Here is a 15,546-nt window from a genome sequence, read left to right as displayed (position 1 = left end):
TATAACATATCCGCATAGACGGATATACACATTTATATGAAATTTGTGTTAAATTAAACTTTCTGGAAAGAATTAATAGAGTCTCTAAATATGACCATTGAAAACATAAGCCAAACATTCAAAGCATTATCGGATCCTATTCGGCTACGAATCCTTTACCTGCTTTTACAAAAAGACTCATTATGTGTCTGCGAACTGGTTACAACCCTAGGGTTGAGTCAAAGCACCGTTTCTAGACACCTAGCGTATTTGAAAAATTCTGGACTTGTTGATTCTTGGAGAGACGGGGTTTGGATGCACTACGCATTGAAGCAGGACAATATAAATATATTGGATTTAAATCAATTAAAGCCGATTCTGGAAAAGACACCAGAAATCGAAATGGATAAACAGCGTTTTGAGAAAGACAATAACAGTTGCGTGATCAAAAACTGAACAGGTTTCACGTGAAACTGTAAATAACCTAAAAAAGTTTGGTTTGCATTTACAAACCACAAAAAATATAAAAATCCTTAAAATAAAGCTCGACATGGGGTTTTCAGACAAAAACCCTATTCATTGCATTACCTTGTTTGAGAAAACCGCTTATAGGACATTTTTTGAAAGCCTATTTTTTAAGCAATTATCGATTTTTTTTGAATCGCAAAAAATTGGCACATTAGAGATTAGATTATCATCACGAGGTTTTACATCAATCAACATGTTGAGAATCAGCATTGACCGATGTCGTTTGTTTCAACTCTTTATTGGCCAAAGCCAAACGTGAAATTCTTTTTGCCAAAGTGTGTAATTGTTTGAACCCATCAATCAACTGCATCTCATATCTAAAAATCGTCAAACGTTCATCAGTGGCTTGAAACCTTTTAACTTGATGTTTCAAAGCGTCTTGAATCAGAGCATCGATAGTGGGCTTGATGGCTATCACCGACATCGCCAATTCATCGTCTTCATTGGCGACACTTAAAATGGCGTTATCAATCGATTTGCCCACTTCGTTTGAAAGCTGGCCAACCAACTGAACCATGGTTTCACTCGGTTTATGGTCACCTTGCACCATCATATGCAACACGCTGAAAATGTTGAACTCAAGCGCTTCCAGCATTGACTCTAGATTGTTGACCACGTTCATCAATTCTATATATTTGTTTTGCTCGGCAAATGTCAGTTCGGTTTGACCCAACCCACCGAGATAAGCCAATATTTTTCTCTGATAAGACCTGAAATGCTGGATATTCAAATCTTCCTTGGCAAGCTTATCAATATTGGGTTGCTGAATCAGGTTTACCACCCGTTTATAAAAGAGAGCATGTTTCTTTTGGTAACGTCCAAGTTCAAGTTGCACCGCGTTCATTGCCATAAACGGGGTGGCAAGGAAAGTATGATCCAAGAACTCTGGATTGAAATCTGATGAACTTTTCTCCTCATCGATTATGGGTACAAAACGATGCGCAAGCCATAGAAAGGCTGGGATGAACGGTAAAAATATCAACAGACAAATCAGGTTGAATATAGTGTTTGCATTAGCGATTTCACGAGGGGTATTGGCAGCCAAATAAGCCATATCTCGATGATTTTGCACTAAATCATGACTTGAGATATAGGTTGCGAACTGGGCAAGTTCAGGAATAAATGGCAGAAAAACCAGAACCCCAAAGATATTGAATTGGAGGTGGATAAAGCCCGTTCTTTTGGCTTCTCTAGATTTACCGATAGTGGATAACAAGGCCGTTACCGTAGTGCCGATATTAGCTCCCATCGCCAAAGCAATACCTGCCGGCAGGGTTAAAAACCCGTTACTCGCCATCACGATGATGATACCTATGGTTGCTGAAGACGACTGTACCAGAGCGGTGAAAAACAACCCCACCAATATCCCTAATAGTGGGTTTTGCATTTGTGTCATCAGTTCTAAAAACGGTTGGTAATCACGTAACGGGGCCATCCCATCACTCATCACATTCATACCAAAAAAGATTAAACCCAATCCCATGATGACCCGGCCAAGGGCAATTTTTCTGTTGTATTTAGAGAAAAACTGAATGGCGAATCCAACGGAAACCATCAGTAGGGCAAAATTAGTCACTTTAAATGCAATGACCTGCGCGGTAACGGTAGTACCTAAATTTGCTCCCATAATCACGCCCGCAGCTTGGCTAAGACTCATTAAACCTGCGGATACAAACCCCACTGTCAACACACTGGTTACCGATGACGATTGGATTACCGCAGTAACCCCCGCACCAGTGATAGCCCCCATGACCCTATTGGTAGTAAGTTTAGCCAAAAGGGTTTTCATCTGGTCACCTGCAACCACCATCAATCCCTTGATTAACTGCTCCATGCCATATAAAAAAAGTGCTAAACCGCCAGTTAACCACATCACCATAGTAAACCAATCTAAGTTTTGAACAGGCGCAGAAGCAGCCAGAGCCAGACTAGGAATCAACAGGATAAACCCTAAAACTAAAACAAATTTCTTAAAAAACATACAGCTAACTTCATTGAATGAAACACAAATTTATCATACCGCTAATAATCATTAGAAAGCCATTAATATCGGCAATCGACAGTAATTGAATAAGCATATGCCAATATAATAATTTTTTAATATACATACATATAATTACAAATTATATTAGTAATGATTCATACAGAATACCGAGTTTGATTGTAATATTTTTAATTGATTGGAGATTTAAAAATGAAAAAAACCACATGGTTAGCTACGGCGGCTTTAACTTCATTGATGGCATGTTCAGTGGCACATGCTTCACCTGCACCAAAAGACCCTAAAAAACACACTCCTCAAGAGCTTTATGTTGACGCTAAAGAAACCATCGAAATGATGAAAAAAGACCCTAAAGTGATTCTGGTGGATGTACGTACTCCAGAAGAGTGGCAGTTTGTTGGTAATACTGAAGCCGCGCAAATCATGATTCCATCTGTTATCTTCAAATACGATCAAATGGATGCTAAAAAACCACGTTACCGTTCAATCAACAACGATAAGTTTGTTTCTGAACTAGAAGATAAAGCGGCGGAATTAGGTGCGGATGAGACCAGTACTTATGTATTGATGTGTCGTTCAGGTTCTTCACGTGCGCAACCTGCTGCAAAAATGTTATGGCAGTATGGCTATAAAAACGTCTACATCATGACTGATGGTTTTGAAGGTTCTAAAACCAAAGAAGGTGATAAAAAAGGTTTCCGCCTAGTGAACGGATGGAAAAACTCTGGAGCACAATGGTCTTACCATATCGATCCAAAGAAAGCATATTTCTATAAATAAAAGTACTGAATACCTTTAGTTCCATAGTGGAACCAAGGTAATGAAAACCGCCTTCTATATTATTAGCTGGCGGTTTTTTTGTTTCACGTGAAACCCAAAAATCAAGCTACAAAACTGGACGTTCTAACTCGATATCGCAAGCTACAGTGCAATAACCATTACCGCCTAACTTGCCAACCGTATTAAGTAAATCGGCTTGAATCACCCCATCAAAAACCACTTTGTCATCCACATAGATCGCCACAACATCAAGTAAAACCAACACCCCGCCTGCGGGTTTGTCAGATAACGTCAATGTCTCTCTCAAGGTACATTCATAACGTACTGGGGATGCTTTTATTCCTGGCGGGGAAACATGAGAACTGGCAACCGTTTCAATACCGATTTCATCGATTTCACTGTGTTCGGGAGAATAGCCCGCACAACTTTGATTCATATCATCAAGCTGATCCATCGCTACGATATTGATGACACACTCTCCGGTTTTTAACAAATTACCCAAGGTATCTTTAGCCAAACGATCTGCACCAGCTATGTTGGTAATCGTCAAAATAGGTGGATTGACACTGGCCACACTAAAGAATGAATAAGGCGCTAAATTGGTTAAACCCGTCTTATTCTGCGTGCTAACCCAAGCAATCGGACGTGGAATGATTCCACCAACTAAAAGAGGATAAATTTGCGATGGTTGTATAGTAGCGGTATCAAATAACATTATGGAGCCTTATCGGTTAACGATATACCTAATTAAAAGGAGGATAAGATTTGCTGGATTTGGCGAGAATTAAACTCACCAGGCCTGGTGAGTTTAATTGATTTTCACATGAAAAGTGACAAATACGTTATGCGTTTAAACCTTTCAACAAGGCCATGACCATCGCAGAAACCGTATCTCTCGCAATCGCCACACCGACAGTGCGGCGGTCATCTTGTTGTAAGTAAACATAAGCCATGGCTTGAGCGTTTTTACCCTGTTCACCATTTGGGCTTTCATCCAGGGTGTGCAAAGCATGTTCGGCATAGTCAATCACATCGACACTGTGCCCGGTACGTTTGTGCCAAGCATCACATAACGCACTTAAAGTCCCTGTACCACTGCCTTGCCAAATCTCACCATTCACCTCTAAGGAAAGATGCTCGATCTCACCCTCTCTATCCAAATGATAATGGTTGATTTGAATATTGTTTTCAGTCAAAAAATATTGCTCACTGAAAGCCGAATACAAGTCCTTATGACTGACTACACCACCCTGCTTTTCAGCTAAATTTTGTGCAATCGGTGCAAAATCCAGCTGCACCCATTTTGGTAGGTTCAAACCATATTCCTGGGCTAACACAAAAGCCGAACCTGCTTTTCCTGATTGACTATTGACACGAATAATCGCTTCATAATCACGTCCGACATCCTTAGGATCAATCGGTAGATAAGCCACATTCCAAGGCGCATCAGGTTTTTGCTTCAACAAACACTTACGTATCGCATCCTGATGACTTCCTGAATAAGCGGTATAAACCACATCGCCTACCCATGGATGACGAGGATGGGTTTGAATTTGTGTCACCTCTTCGACCACAGGCACCCATTTATTCGGCTGCGATAGGTCTAACTCTGGATCGATGCCTTCACTGTATAGGTTCATCGCCAACGTCACAATATCCATATTACCGGTACGTTCGCCATTACCCAACAAGGTGCCTTCGATACGGTCGGCACCCGCCAATAAAGACAACTCGGCCGCGGCAACCGCACAGCCTCTATCATTATGGGTATGAATCGAGATCAATGCCGATTCACGATTTTTAAGGTGGGTAATAAAATACTCCACCTGATCCGCAAAACGGTTAGGTGAAGTGCTTTCGACCGTGGCAGGTAAATTCAAAATGCATTTGTTTTCAGGAGTGGGTTGCCATACATCCATTACCGCCTGACAAACCTCCACCGCATAATCGGTTTCGGTTTGTGAAAAACTCTCAGGAGAATATTGGAATATCCATTTACTATGCGGATTTGTTTTAGCGGCCTTTAAGGCATATTCTTGAACCCATTTCGCCCCTTGTACCGCCATAGCCTTAATTTCATCTTTAGTCTTCTCAAAGACATTCTCACGCTGAACGATGGATGTGGTGTTATAAACATGGATCACCGCCTGCTTAACACCCTGTAAAGACTCATAAGTACGCTCAATCAAGTGTTCACGAGCTTGCACCAATACCTGGACGGTGACATCATCGGGAATTAAGTTTTCCTCAATCAAACGGCGGGTAAAATCAAATTCAAGCTGGCTAGCTGAAGGGAAACCGATTTCGATGGTTTTAAAGCCCATAGCAATCAACTGATGCCAAAGTGCCAATTTCTGTTCAACCGTCATTGGATTGGCTAAAGCCTGATTACCATCACGCAAATCCACACTTACCCAAATAGGAGCCTTAGTCAAAAAGTTATTCGGCCACTGACGATTACTCAATTGAGGGGTTGGGGTACGTTGGTATTTTGCTGGATTCATCATTTTCATCTCTACGGCTTTGCAGGCTGGTTAATGATGACTATTTTATTACCAGGCCAGGTATATTTTATTGCAAACAATTCTATGTAAATAAAAATTAATAGTATTAACTGTCAAATTAATATAGATTATTAGAATAATATTCCAATAAAGGTGAATTTATGAAATTAGATAACTACGACAAGGCGATATTGAATGCCTTACAGAGCAACGGACGTCTGACCAATCAAGAAATCGCCGATCAGATTGGTTTGTCTCCCTCAGCGTGTTTAAGACGTTTCAAAGCCTTAGAGGAACAAGGAGTAATCACCGGCTACAGAGCCTTATTGGATTCTAAACGATTGGGATTGGATTTGATGGCCTTGATCCATATCTCGATGGACAAACACACCAAAGAACGTTTTTCAGAATTTGAAAAAGCCGTTCAATCCATGCCAAATGTTTTGGAGTGTTTATTGTTAACCGGGCAAACCGCGGATTATCAATTGAAGGTGCTGGTTAAGGACTTGGAGGCCTATCAAGATTTATTGCTGAACCACATCACCCAAATTACCGGAGTTAGTGGTGTGCATACCAGCTTTGTATTAAGGAAAGTCGTTGATAAAACCGCTATACCAATCAGTTAGGTTACTGCATCACTTGCTGACACAAATTGCTTTTATTCCGGTTTTTTTGCCTTTTTGGCAAAACCCACACCCTCTTTGGTTTTCGCTTTTAACTCTAAACCATCCACAATGTCTGCATAGTCTAGACCGGCTTTTTTCATTTCCACAAAACAGGCCACAATCACGGCTATCGGATTAGGAACCTCGCCTTTCTTTTTATAAGACTGTAGGTTCTTTTCACTTACCTTAATTAATTTGCTAAATTTTGGTAAAGAAATCTCAGCATCTAACAGATGCTTTTTAAATTCAATAAACGTCATCTAACAGTCCATTTACATAGAAACAAGTGCTTATTATATAGAATCGGTAAATTTGATTGGCATATAAATATGATAAAAGTTATTATAGATATATATTATTACTATTAGTTAGTAATAATTACTTTATAAGAATTCAAATCAATAATAACTGGGTACTCAAAATGGCAAAAGCAATTAAGAAAAAATTAGTCAAAAAAGCGGCAACTAAAGCAACTCAAAAAGCGGTAGCTAAAAAAGACATTAAAAAGAAAGATGCAAAATCGGTTATTAAAAAAGTCACTAAAAAGATGCTAAAAAAAGAGCTTTCTAGCAAGAAAAAACTCAAAGTAGCCGCAAAAAAAGCGGTTAAAAAAGCGGCTTAAATCGTCTCATTACAGAATAAAACCCAATATATGGGGTCTTATTCTGTAATCATCCCTACAAAACACCAATCGTTACTTCATCACCACTTTGTGAAATTCCCCACCTTTAATGTCATTAAATACCTAATTAATCGTAGCCCTTTTCCGCTAATTTTTATATAAAATTCAATTTTTTAAGTGTTATGGTATAAATCTAGCTAGATTTACAATGAAATCTATTGATATAGATTCATCTAAATTTATAATGAACAAATTAAATACACATCACATAAATTGGCTAATGATATGGCAATCGATAAAAACATAAATATTCTTGTAGTAGATGATTTCGCTACCATGATCAGAATTGTAACCAACCTTCTAAAAGAGCTTGGCTTTACAAATATTGATGATGCAAATGATGGTTCTAAAGCGTGGCCAATGATTCAGTCTGGAAAATATGACTTTATTGTCAGTGACTGGAACATGCCAGAAATGACCGGTATTGAATTGTTGAAACGTGTGCGTGCAGATGAAAACTTAAAAGATATGCCTTTTATGTTAATCACTGCAGAACAGAAACGAAGCCAAATTTTGGAAGCGGCGCAAGCTGGTGTAGATGGATATATTGTCAAACCGTTCACCGCAGCCATCCTTAAAGAAAAAATAGATAAAATTGCGGAACGCAAAAGTCTTGAAAAACGCGGCGTGAAAATGGCACCTCCTTCACAAGCCAGTCAAAATTATGCTGCCGAACAAAAAGCAAAACTGCAGAAAATGCTGGCTGCCATGCCTCCAGAAAAACGCAAAGCGTATTTGGCTAAATTAAAACGAGATCAATACTCGTAATCTAATGACTGTATGACTCGCTAGCCGGTTTATTAGTGCAAGGCTGTAGTTCTAATAAATCGGTTTTAGTCGGATCTATTAAAAACCCTGACAAAGCTTCTCTACCGACCAGCATTGGTCTTGAAAAATGCTCTCTATCCACCAAGTTCACTTCAATCACCCTTCTGATATCGCCAATACACACTTCTAATTTAACCACCGGTCTATCTTGAAAACCGACCTTTTTGGTTTTGATTTGTGTGTAACGATAAAGTGGCGCTTCGACTTCAAAATCATTAATGGTTTTGAACTTAATCCAATCTTGATTGACTTTCTGAAAAATCTCTATATCAACCGCATGAATGGAAGAGTAATCAGCGCCACTATCAATCTTAGCTGCAATAGTTAATTGCTGACCTTGATTAATTAACGTAATATTTTCTAACCAGCCGATAATATTTTGTGCATACAGGTTTGGCGCATAAAACGTGACAAAAACATTTAACAAGAGAATAGCAAAGATATTCATGTTGATCCCAGCAAATAAAAAAGTGATTTTGAGTTTAATCGGGCTAGCGGTATTTATATTCATTTTGAAACAGTTTTGGTTGCCAGTTTCCGACACAAATCCCTCTCTGCACAGTAAATTGACTTTGCAATACGAGGTGACTAAAACCATTCTGGATAAAACCGAAATACAGTTGCCTTTGCCTTATTCTACTCGAGAAAATCGTTTGATATCTCAATCAATGAGTTATAACGGCTGGCGGATCAGCAAACGTAACTACAAGGTGGGAGAGAAGCGCGGTTTAGTGTTGATTGCCAGCGATAAAAAACCAAGCATAATTCGATTGGAATACAATTTTTCTCATGATAAAAAAGATAAGAAACGTGTCGCTAACCCTTTAAATCCAGATGATTATCAGAAATATACCGCTCTTGAAGATTCCCAAAAAGGCCGTTTTGCCAAATTTCAGGATTTCTTGATCGAAAACGGAGTCGTTATTGATTCTATAACCCAATCAGCTGAACACTTACAAAATTACCTTGCTCTCTATGAAAAATATTGGGGTAAGTTTCCAACTTACAAAAAAATCAGAAACACGACATGTAATAACTGGCTGACCCAACAACAAAATTTATTGGCCAGCTTGAAAAGTTTGAATATTCCAGCACGTACGGTTTGTGGAATAGGCGTTGATTATGAAAACAAAACCTACAAACGAGGTTGGTTGGAATTTCATAATGGCACCTATTGGCAAACCCTCGATTTATGGGCGGAAAACACCTTGACTTTGATTGCATTATCGAAAGACTCGAATGATTTCAGTAGCTTGAAAAACGGTACTGAACTTAAAGAAATCATACAAATTGACTCTTTCCAATTCAACGAAAACACCCCTTTCAATTACGAAGAGTTTTATAACCTGAAGTTACTCCCTTTAGAATTGCAAGATGCGTTGAAAATTTTACTCACACTGCCTTTTGCGCTTTTAATCACCGCTTTTTTGAAAGCGCTGTTCAAAATAGAAACCCATGGCATTTTAACCCCCGCTCTACTGGGTTTAGCATTGGCTTTTAATGAAATAGTCTTAAGCCTGATTATCATGGCTTTGGTGTTTGTACCGACCATTTTTATTCGTAAACTGGTCGCCAACAAAAACAAAATTGTGGAACATACCGTTACCCTGACGTTTGTCATCCTAATATTGATATTGATTATTACGGTTTCAGATATCATGAATTGGTTAGATAATCCGATTGATGCGCTGCTACCGGTTATTATCTTGACTTTATTGGTTGATAAATATTTTGTGAGCCTGGATAAGAACGGCACCCACCACGCCAATATGAAGCTCCTCTACACCCTAATGCTGACTTTCATTGTGATAGGCATCCTTCAACTCAGCTTTATTGGTGATTGGTTGCTGATCCACCCTGAAGCACATTTGATTACCATCGCGCTTGCACTGTTCCTCTACCAACCTAAAGAGATAAAGACGGAAATTGAATCGAAAAATACTGAAGATGAAATAAATCCGAGACCATAAAAAAGGGCGTAAATTCATATTTACGCCCTTTTCGGTTTTACTGAGATTTTTAAATAATTAAATATTAGAACAGACTGCTGTTAATCATCGTATGAACCCAAATACTCGCCACATAACCTAAAGCGATCGCTGGTGTCCATTTAAGATGGCTAAAGAAGGTGTATTGACCTTTTGACTGCCCCATTAAGGCCACACCAGCCGCCGAACCTATCGAAAGTAATGAACCCCCTACCCCTGCAGTTAAAGTGACTAACAACCATTGTCCTGAAGACATTTCCGGATTCATGGTCAACACCGCAAACATCACTGGGATGTTATCCACGACGGCCGACAGAAGACCGACTGCAATATTGGCGTTGGTGGCACCCCATTGGGTATACATGACTTCAGAAGCCATCGCCAGATACCCTAAAGTACCTAAACCGCCTACCGCTAAAATAACCCCAAAGAAGAATAACAACGTATCCCACTCGGCACGGGCGATTTTGTTGAAGATGTCAAAGGTAATCGGTTTGGCTTCACCATGAGTCATGCCTTCGCCGGTATTCCCCATTTCATAAGATAACTCCCCGGTTTTCTTTAGGTAATAGGCAAAGAATTGTAAATAGGCCAAGCCCATCATCATCCCTAAAACAGGAGGCATATGCAGGAAGTTATGCATTGACACCGCAGTTGCAATAGTCGCAAAAAATAGGAACATAATACGTCTTGCACCACGGCGCATTGAGATCGTTTCATTTAACGATTCTGGCGTTTCATTAGGAATAAAGAACGTCATAATGATAGCTGGAACCACAAAATTCACTAAAGAAGGAATGAACAGATCAAAGAATTCATTGAAATGTAACAAGCCTTTTTGCCAAACCATTAAAGTCGTAATATCGCCAAACGGACTGAATGCACCACCCGCATTGGCCGCCACCACTACGTTGATAAACCCTAAACTGACAAATGCTGGAGAACTCGCGCCAACGGCTAAGATAACCGCCCCCATCAATAATGCGGTGGTTAGGTTATCTGCAACTGGAGAGATAAAAAAGGCTAAAAACCCCGTTAACCAAAAAAGTTGTTTATAACTAAACCCCTTGGAAACCAACCAACCACGTAAGGCACTGAACACTTGGCGTTCTTCCATCGCGTTGATATAGGTCATTGCCGCCAATAAGAATAAAAACAGCTCCGCAAATTCCAAAATATTATGGCGAACGGCTTCTTCGGCAACATCCGGCATATCATTTTGGATCATCACATAAGCGATTAGAGACCAAATCAAACCGGCGGCTAAGATAACCGGTTTGGATTTTCTTAAATGTGAAAACTCTTCTGTCATCACCAACAGATAAGCCACAACAAAAATCCCTAAGCTTACAAATCCTGCCCAATGAGTGGTTAAATCCATTAGGTTTTGAGATTCGCTGGCAAAACCTAAGCTTGGCAACAATAAACCTAAACTTAAACCCAAAAACGATAAAACGTTTTTCATTTTTAACCCTTTATATTCATATTAATCACTGTATTATAATGGTTTGAAACAATTGAAATAAAAAGAATTAATAACATGAAACCAATACCAAAATACAAAATTCTCGCTCCATGGGAGCGCATGTTCAGTAAGGTCGCTACTCCATTTGAACACTTCTTACATCAACAGACCACTACCGGTTTGGTCTTAATGATTATGACGGTGGTCGCCCTGATTTTGGCCAACTCACCGATCAGTGAAACCTATGCACATATTTTTCATACCAAACTGGCGGTGAGTTTGGGTGATTTCAGTATCAACCACACACTCCACCACTGGATCAATGACGGCTTAATGGCGCTGTTCTTTTTTGTCATCGGTTTGGAGATAAAACGTGAAGTATTAAGCGGTGAACTTTCCGAACCTAAAAATGCCATTTTGCCTATATTGGCGGCTATAGGTGGGGTTGCAGCCCCCGCTTTAATCTATTACTACATCAACTTAGGGCTACCAAGTCAGAACGGCTGGGGAATCCCTATGGCAACCGATATCGCTTTTGCAATCAGTGCGTTAGTTTTGCTTGGACGAAGAGTTCCGGTGGCTTTAGTCACGTTTTTGGTCGCCTTAGCGATTGTCGATGACTTAATGGCAGTTACCGTTATCGCCTTGTTTTATACCGATCAGATCCATATGTTTTCATTAATGATGGCGTTTGCCATTTTCGGTATTTTGATAGTCTTTAACCGCTTCGGGATTCACCATCCTCTACCTTACTTTTTAATGGGTGGTTTAATGTGGATTTTCATGTTGGAATCAGGGGTTCATGCCACCATTGCCGGTATATTAACCGCTCTGGCTATTCCGCATAAACCGAAATTCAATCCGCAATTCTTTGACCAGCATATGGCCAAACTAACCGATAAATTCAAACAATACCCTATTGGTGAAAACCATGAATTACATGACAAACAAAAAGCGGTTTTACACCATATGGAAGATACAGTGCATGCGGTACAAGCTCCCCTTAACCGTTTAGAGCATGATTTCCATTTACCGGTCAGTTTGATTGTCATTCCACTGTTTGCTTTAGCGAATGCGGGGATTGCGTTACATTTTGATGGCATGCAAGCCCTATTATTCGAACCTGTCACCATGGGTGTTATGGCAGGCCTGGTGTTAGGTAAGGTCATAGGTATTGCCGGTGTGGCCTTTTTAGCGATAAAAATGGGAATTGCCAGCATGCCAAAACATACCACTATGAACCAAATCTTTGGGGTATCGTTTTTAGGTGGTATTGGTTTTACCATGTCCATCTTCATAGCAGAATTAGCATGGTACGGCTCTGAAGGTGGTGCTGAGATGTTATTGCAGGCTAAGACAGGAATTCTATTCGCTTCATTATTTGCGGGTGTGGTGGGCTTTATATGGCTACGCTATATCTCTAAACCCATTCACCCAATTGATAACGATTAAATAATTCATTTAATTATAGATAATCACAAACTAAAAACCCCGAAAAATCGGGGTTTTTTTATCGGTTTTATAAATAGTTCAGCAAGTTACCAGGCCTGGTGACAATAGTTAGCTTTGTGGATGATCCGTGTATTTCTCTAGAACCTCATACAACAATCGGGCATTAATCGGTTTGGTTATGTATTCATCAAAACCTTCTGTTAAAAAACGTTCCCTATCACCCTCTAAAGCATTAGCGGTTACCGCAATAATCGGTATGGCCGGTTTTTTGTCTTGTGCTTCAATTTGACGAATTTTGCGTGTCGCTTCGATACCGGACATATTAGGCATATTCTCATCCATTAAAATTAATGAAAACTCGCCATTTTTATCTTTCTGATAAGCAGCAACCGCTTCAATACCGTCATTGGCCACTTCATAGGTTAAACCAAATTTATTTAGTAACGCGATGATTAGTTTTTGATTGAGTAAATTATCTTCTACAACCAATACATGGCCATTGATTACCTCAAAGTCCATTTGTTGTTGAATAATAGGTTTGACTTGAACCGCCTGATCGACAGGAGCTTTGATACTGAAAAAGAATTTACTGCCTTTGTTCAAAGTCGATTCAACTTCCAATTTTCCACCCAACATTTTTACCAACATGGAAGAAATCGATAGACCTAAACCGGTTCCCCCATATTTGCGGGTGGTTGAGGCATCCACCTGATAAAAGGCATTGAAGATCTCTTTTTGTCTTTCTTCGGCAATCCCAATCCCTTCATCATATACCGTTACCGATAATTCGCCTTTATCAAAATCGTAATACGCTTCCAAAACGACATTGACTTTTTCAGGTGAAAATTTGATCGCATTCGAGAGTAGATTATTGAGGACTTGAGCAAGCCTGAATTCATCGCTAATCACATTTTTTGGCAGGGTGTTCTTACAAACAAACTCTAGTTGGATATTCTTATTCGCGGCAGCATCTTGAAAGAGGTTCAATGAATTTTGCAGGGTATCGTTAGGATTGAATGATTTTTTTTCAATTGGTAACTGATTGCTCTCAATTTTACTGAAATCTAAAATGTCGTTGATAATATTGAGTAAATTCTCACTCGAATGAATCACCGTTTCTAAATAACTGAGTTTTTTTGAATCGACCTCTTTCTCTCTAAGTAGATGAATAAACCCTAAAATGGCATTCATTGGAGTACGCACTTCATGTGACATATTCGCCAAAAACTGGCTTTTTAGTTCACTGGCTTCCAAAGCTTTGTTTTTTTCTATTTTGAGGTTGTCGATCAGATTTTGGTTTTTATATATCAGTTCAAAATTATGTGAGATATTAGCACTGAAAATCTTGCCGTTTCTGTACATGAATAAAATGAACAATAGGATCATCAAGGAAAAATAGTAATTTTCAATGCCGCCCATTACAAAAAAGCTAAACAATGTGGGCACTAGGGCTAAAACAACAAAACTGAAAAAGTATTTTTTAATCGGAATAAGTGAGGCGGTGCTGCCTGCAACAATTCCAGCAATGGCGATGGCCAAATAAGGGTTCGTGTCGATATTTTCAGCGTTGATAAACAAAATTGAAGCCGTTCCCCAACCCATTGCGGTTAATGTCACAAACACATAAACAATCCGTTCAAAAACCGGTTTATATTCCCTTTTTTGGATTGTCTTATAGAGATGATTCCCGATAAAAAGCCGTAATATAGAGACCGAAACCATATAAAAAAACCACCCATAAACAACGTTATTGTCCATAAAGTGGTCAAAAATCAGGGTAATCAGTAACGCCACCCCAAAGTTACCCAAACTACTGCTCAGGTTATTTTCTAAAACCAACAAAAGCTTCTGTTTTTGAAGTGTTTCTTTAAGCTCTATATTATTGTCGGCTTGTGTATTCATTGACTTCAACTCTTTAAAGCTTATTCAAAATTAAAATCATCTAAATTAGCTTGTGGGGCTTTACCATCAAAAATAAGATTGGTTCTATACTGTAAGTAACTCTCACGACTAAATACATAGGGGTCGGGCTGTGATTTGATGTCTTCAAGAAGTTTTACCACTTTGGTATATTTGACAAACTTATCACCCATAAAAATCATAATACGGCCGGATGTATCGGTATCTTCCAAAATCGTAGCATAGATAGGATCAACGCTACTTTCACTCAGCCCGCCTACCAATTCTCGTGTGGTATAAGAACCCACTATTGGTAAAACCAGATAGCTACTTTCATTCCACACTCCCCAGTGAAAAAGGGTTTGTCCAAAATCTTCATATTTAGCTTCTAAACCTGCTGGTTCGGCTACATCTAATAAGCCAAGCAAACCAAAGGTACTGTTGAGGGTAAAACGCATAATCTCGGATAAACCATCTTCGACCTTACCCTGTAAAAAACAGTTTATCGCCGATAACGGGGTTTTAAGGTTATCAAAAACATTATTGATCCCTGTTCTGGCTGGTTGCGGCAAAATACCGTTATAAGCATCTGCAATCGGTCTACCGAAGGTATCATTGAACCCCATATTGAAATCAAACATGACTCGGTTAAAAGATTCGTATGGATCCTGTGGATTCATGGGGTTTTTATTAACTTTAGTCGAATCGCTTTCAGCATGAGTCATCGGGCTAAACATCAAACAGGCTAATAGTAGCGAGGGGAATAATTTCATA

General features: G+C 39.3%; 14 protein-coding genes and 1 pseudogene. 7 read left to right on the top strand and 8 right to left on the bottom strand.

Annotation, left to right across the window (positions count from 1 at the left end):
• The first annotated feature begins 90 nt into the window (after positions 1 to 90).
• Positions 91 to 435 carry an ArsR/SmtB family transcription factor gene (locus tag L6421_RS00230; protein WP_237261966.1) on the top strand — a complete coding sequence of 115 codons (345 nt, stop codon included), beginning with the start codon at positions 91 to 93 and terminating at the stop codon, positions 433 to 435.
• 256 nt (positions 436 to 691) lie between these two features.
• On the opposite strand, the gene L6421_RS00225 is transcribed toward L6421_RS00230, so the two are convergent.
• Entirely contained in the window at positions 692 to 2,488 is a 1,797-nt protein-coding gene (locus tag L6421_RS00225) for a Na/Pi cotransporter family protein (protein ID WP_237261965.1), read from the bottom strand.
• Between the two features lie 213 nt (positions 2,489 to 2,701).
• On the opposite strand from L6421_RS00225, the gene L6421_RS00220 reads away from it, so the two are divergent.
• A complete protein-coding gene (locus L6421_RS00220; protein ID WP_237261964.1) occupies positions 2,702 to 3,289 on the top strand; it encodes a rhodanese-like domain-containing protein in 588 nt (195 codons plus the stop codon).
• Positions 3,290 to 3,395: 106 nt separating this feature from the next.
• On the opposite strand, the gene L6421_RS00215 is transcribed toward L6421_RS00220, so the two are convergent.
• Positions 3,396 to 4,004: a flavin reductase family protein gene (locus L6421_RS00215; protein ID WP_237261963.1), complete on the bottom strand. Its 609-nt coding sequence runs from the start codon at positions 4,002 to 4,004 to the stop codon at positions 3,396 to 3,398.
• 127 nt (positions 4,005 to 4,131) lie between these two features.
• The gene (locus L6421_RS00210) at positions 4,132 to 5,796 is read right to left on the bottom strand and encodes a 2-isopropylmalate synthase (protein WP_237261962.1); all 1,665 of its coding nucleotides are present in this window, start codon (positions 5,794 to 5,796) and stop codon (positions 4,132 to 4,134) included.
• A gap of 158 nt (positions 5,797 to 5,954) precedes the next feature.
• Between L6421_RS00210 and L6421_RS00205 the strand changes: the two genes are divergently transcribed.
• Complete coding sequence (locus tag L6421_RS00205) at positions 5,955 to 6,419, top strand: Lrp/AsnC family transcriptional regulator (RefSeq protein WP_237261961.1); 465 nt, start codon at positions 5,955 to 5,957, stop codon at positions 6,417 to 6,419.
• A 32-nt stretch (positions 6,420 to 6,451) separates the two neighbouring features.
• Here the strand turns inward: L6421_RS00205 and L6421_RS00200 are convergent, their stop codons facing one another.
• Entirely contained in the window at positions 6,452 to 6,718 is a 267-nt protein-coding gene (locus L6421_RS00200; RefSeq protein ID WP_237261960.1) for a hypothetical protein, read from the bottom strand.
• Between the two features lie 161 nt (positions 6,719 to 6,879).
• Here L6421_RS00200 and L6421_RS00195 point away from each other — a divergent pair, with 161 nt between their 5' ends.
• Both L6421_RS00195 and L6421_RS00190 read left to right on the top strand, forming a co-directional pair.
• Entirely contained in the window at positions 6,880 to 7,080 is a 201-nt protein-coding gene (locus tag L6421_RS00195; RefSeq protein WP_237261959.1) for a hypothetical protein, read from the top strand.
• Positions 7,081 to 7,365: 285 nt separating this feature from the next.
• Positions 7,366 to 7,746: pseudogene (locus L6421_RS00190) on the top strand (response regulator); the annotation flags it as partial.
• A 163-nt stretch (positions 7,747 to 7,909) separates the two neighbouring features.
• Here the strand turns inward: L6421_RS00190 and L6421_RS00185 are convergent.
• Positions 7,910 to 8,416 carry an ATP-dependent zinc protease family protein gene (locus L6421_RS00185; RefSeq protein ID WP_237261958.1) on the bottom strand — a complete coding sequence of 169 codons (507 nt, stop codon included), beginning with the start codon at positions 8,414 to 8,416 and terminating at the stop codon, positions 7,910 to 7,912.
• Between L6421_RS00185 and L6421_RS00180 the strand changes: the two genes are divergently transcribed.
• Complete coding sequence (locus L6421_RS00180; RefSeq protein WP_237261957.1) at positions 8,415 to 9,938, top strand: 7TM domain-containing protein; 1,524 nt, start codon at positions 8,415 to 8,417, stop codon at positions 9,936 to 9,938. The two genes, L6421_RS00185 and L6421_RS00180, sit on opposite strands and share 2 nt — an antisense overlap.
• Before the next feature lie 64 nt (positions 9,939 to 10,002).
• Here the strand turns inward: L6421_RS00180 and nhaD are convergent, their stop codons facing one another.
• Positions 10,003 to 11,421: a sodium:proton antiporter NhaD gene (nhaD, locus tag L6421_RS00175; RefSeq protein WP_237261956.1), complete on the bottom strand. Its 1,419-nt coding sequence runs from the start codon at positions 11,419 to 11,421 to the stop codon at positions 10,003 to 10,005.
• A gap of 75 nt (positions 11,422 to 11,496) precedes the next feature.
• Between nhaD and nhaA the strand changes: the two genes are divergently transcribed.
• Entirely contained in the window at positions 11,497 to 12,873 is a 1,377-nt protein-coding gene (gene nhaA / locus L6421_RS00170) for a Na+/H+ antiporter NhaA (protein ID WP_237261955.1), read from the top strand.
• Between the two features lie 108 nt (positions 12,874 to 12,981).
• Here nhaA and L6421_RS00165 read toward each other — a convergent pair whose 3' ends face one another.
• Together L6421_RS00165 and L6421_RS00160 are read right to left on the bottom strand one after the other, a co-directional pair.
• Positions 12,982 to 14,775, bottom strand: coding sequence for an ATP-binding protein (locus tag L6421_RS00165; protein WP_237261954.1), 1,794 nt, complete (start codon positions 14,773 to 14,775; stop codon positions 12,982 to 12,984).
• A gap of 20 nt (positions 14,776 to 14,795) precedes the next feature.
• Complete coding sequence (locus L6421_RS00160; protein ID WP_237261953.1) at positions 14,796 to 15,545, bottom strand: MlaA family lipoprotein; 750 nt, start codon at positions 15,543 to 15,545, stop codon at positions 14,796 to 14,798.
• Position 15,546 lies beyond the last annotated feature (1 nt).

Source organism: Thiomicrorhabdus immobilis (genome assembly GCF_021654855.1).
GTDB classification, from domain to species: Bacteria; Pseudomonadota; Gammaproteobacteria; order Thiomicrospirales; family Thiomicrospiraceae; genus Thiomicrorhabdus; species Thiomicrorhabdus immobilis.
Note: the sequence above shows the minus strand (reverse complement) of the source record. Positions and strands in the feature narration are given on the sequence as shown.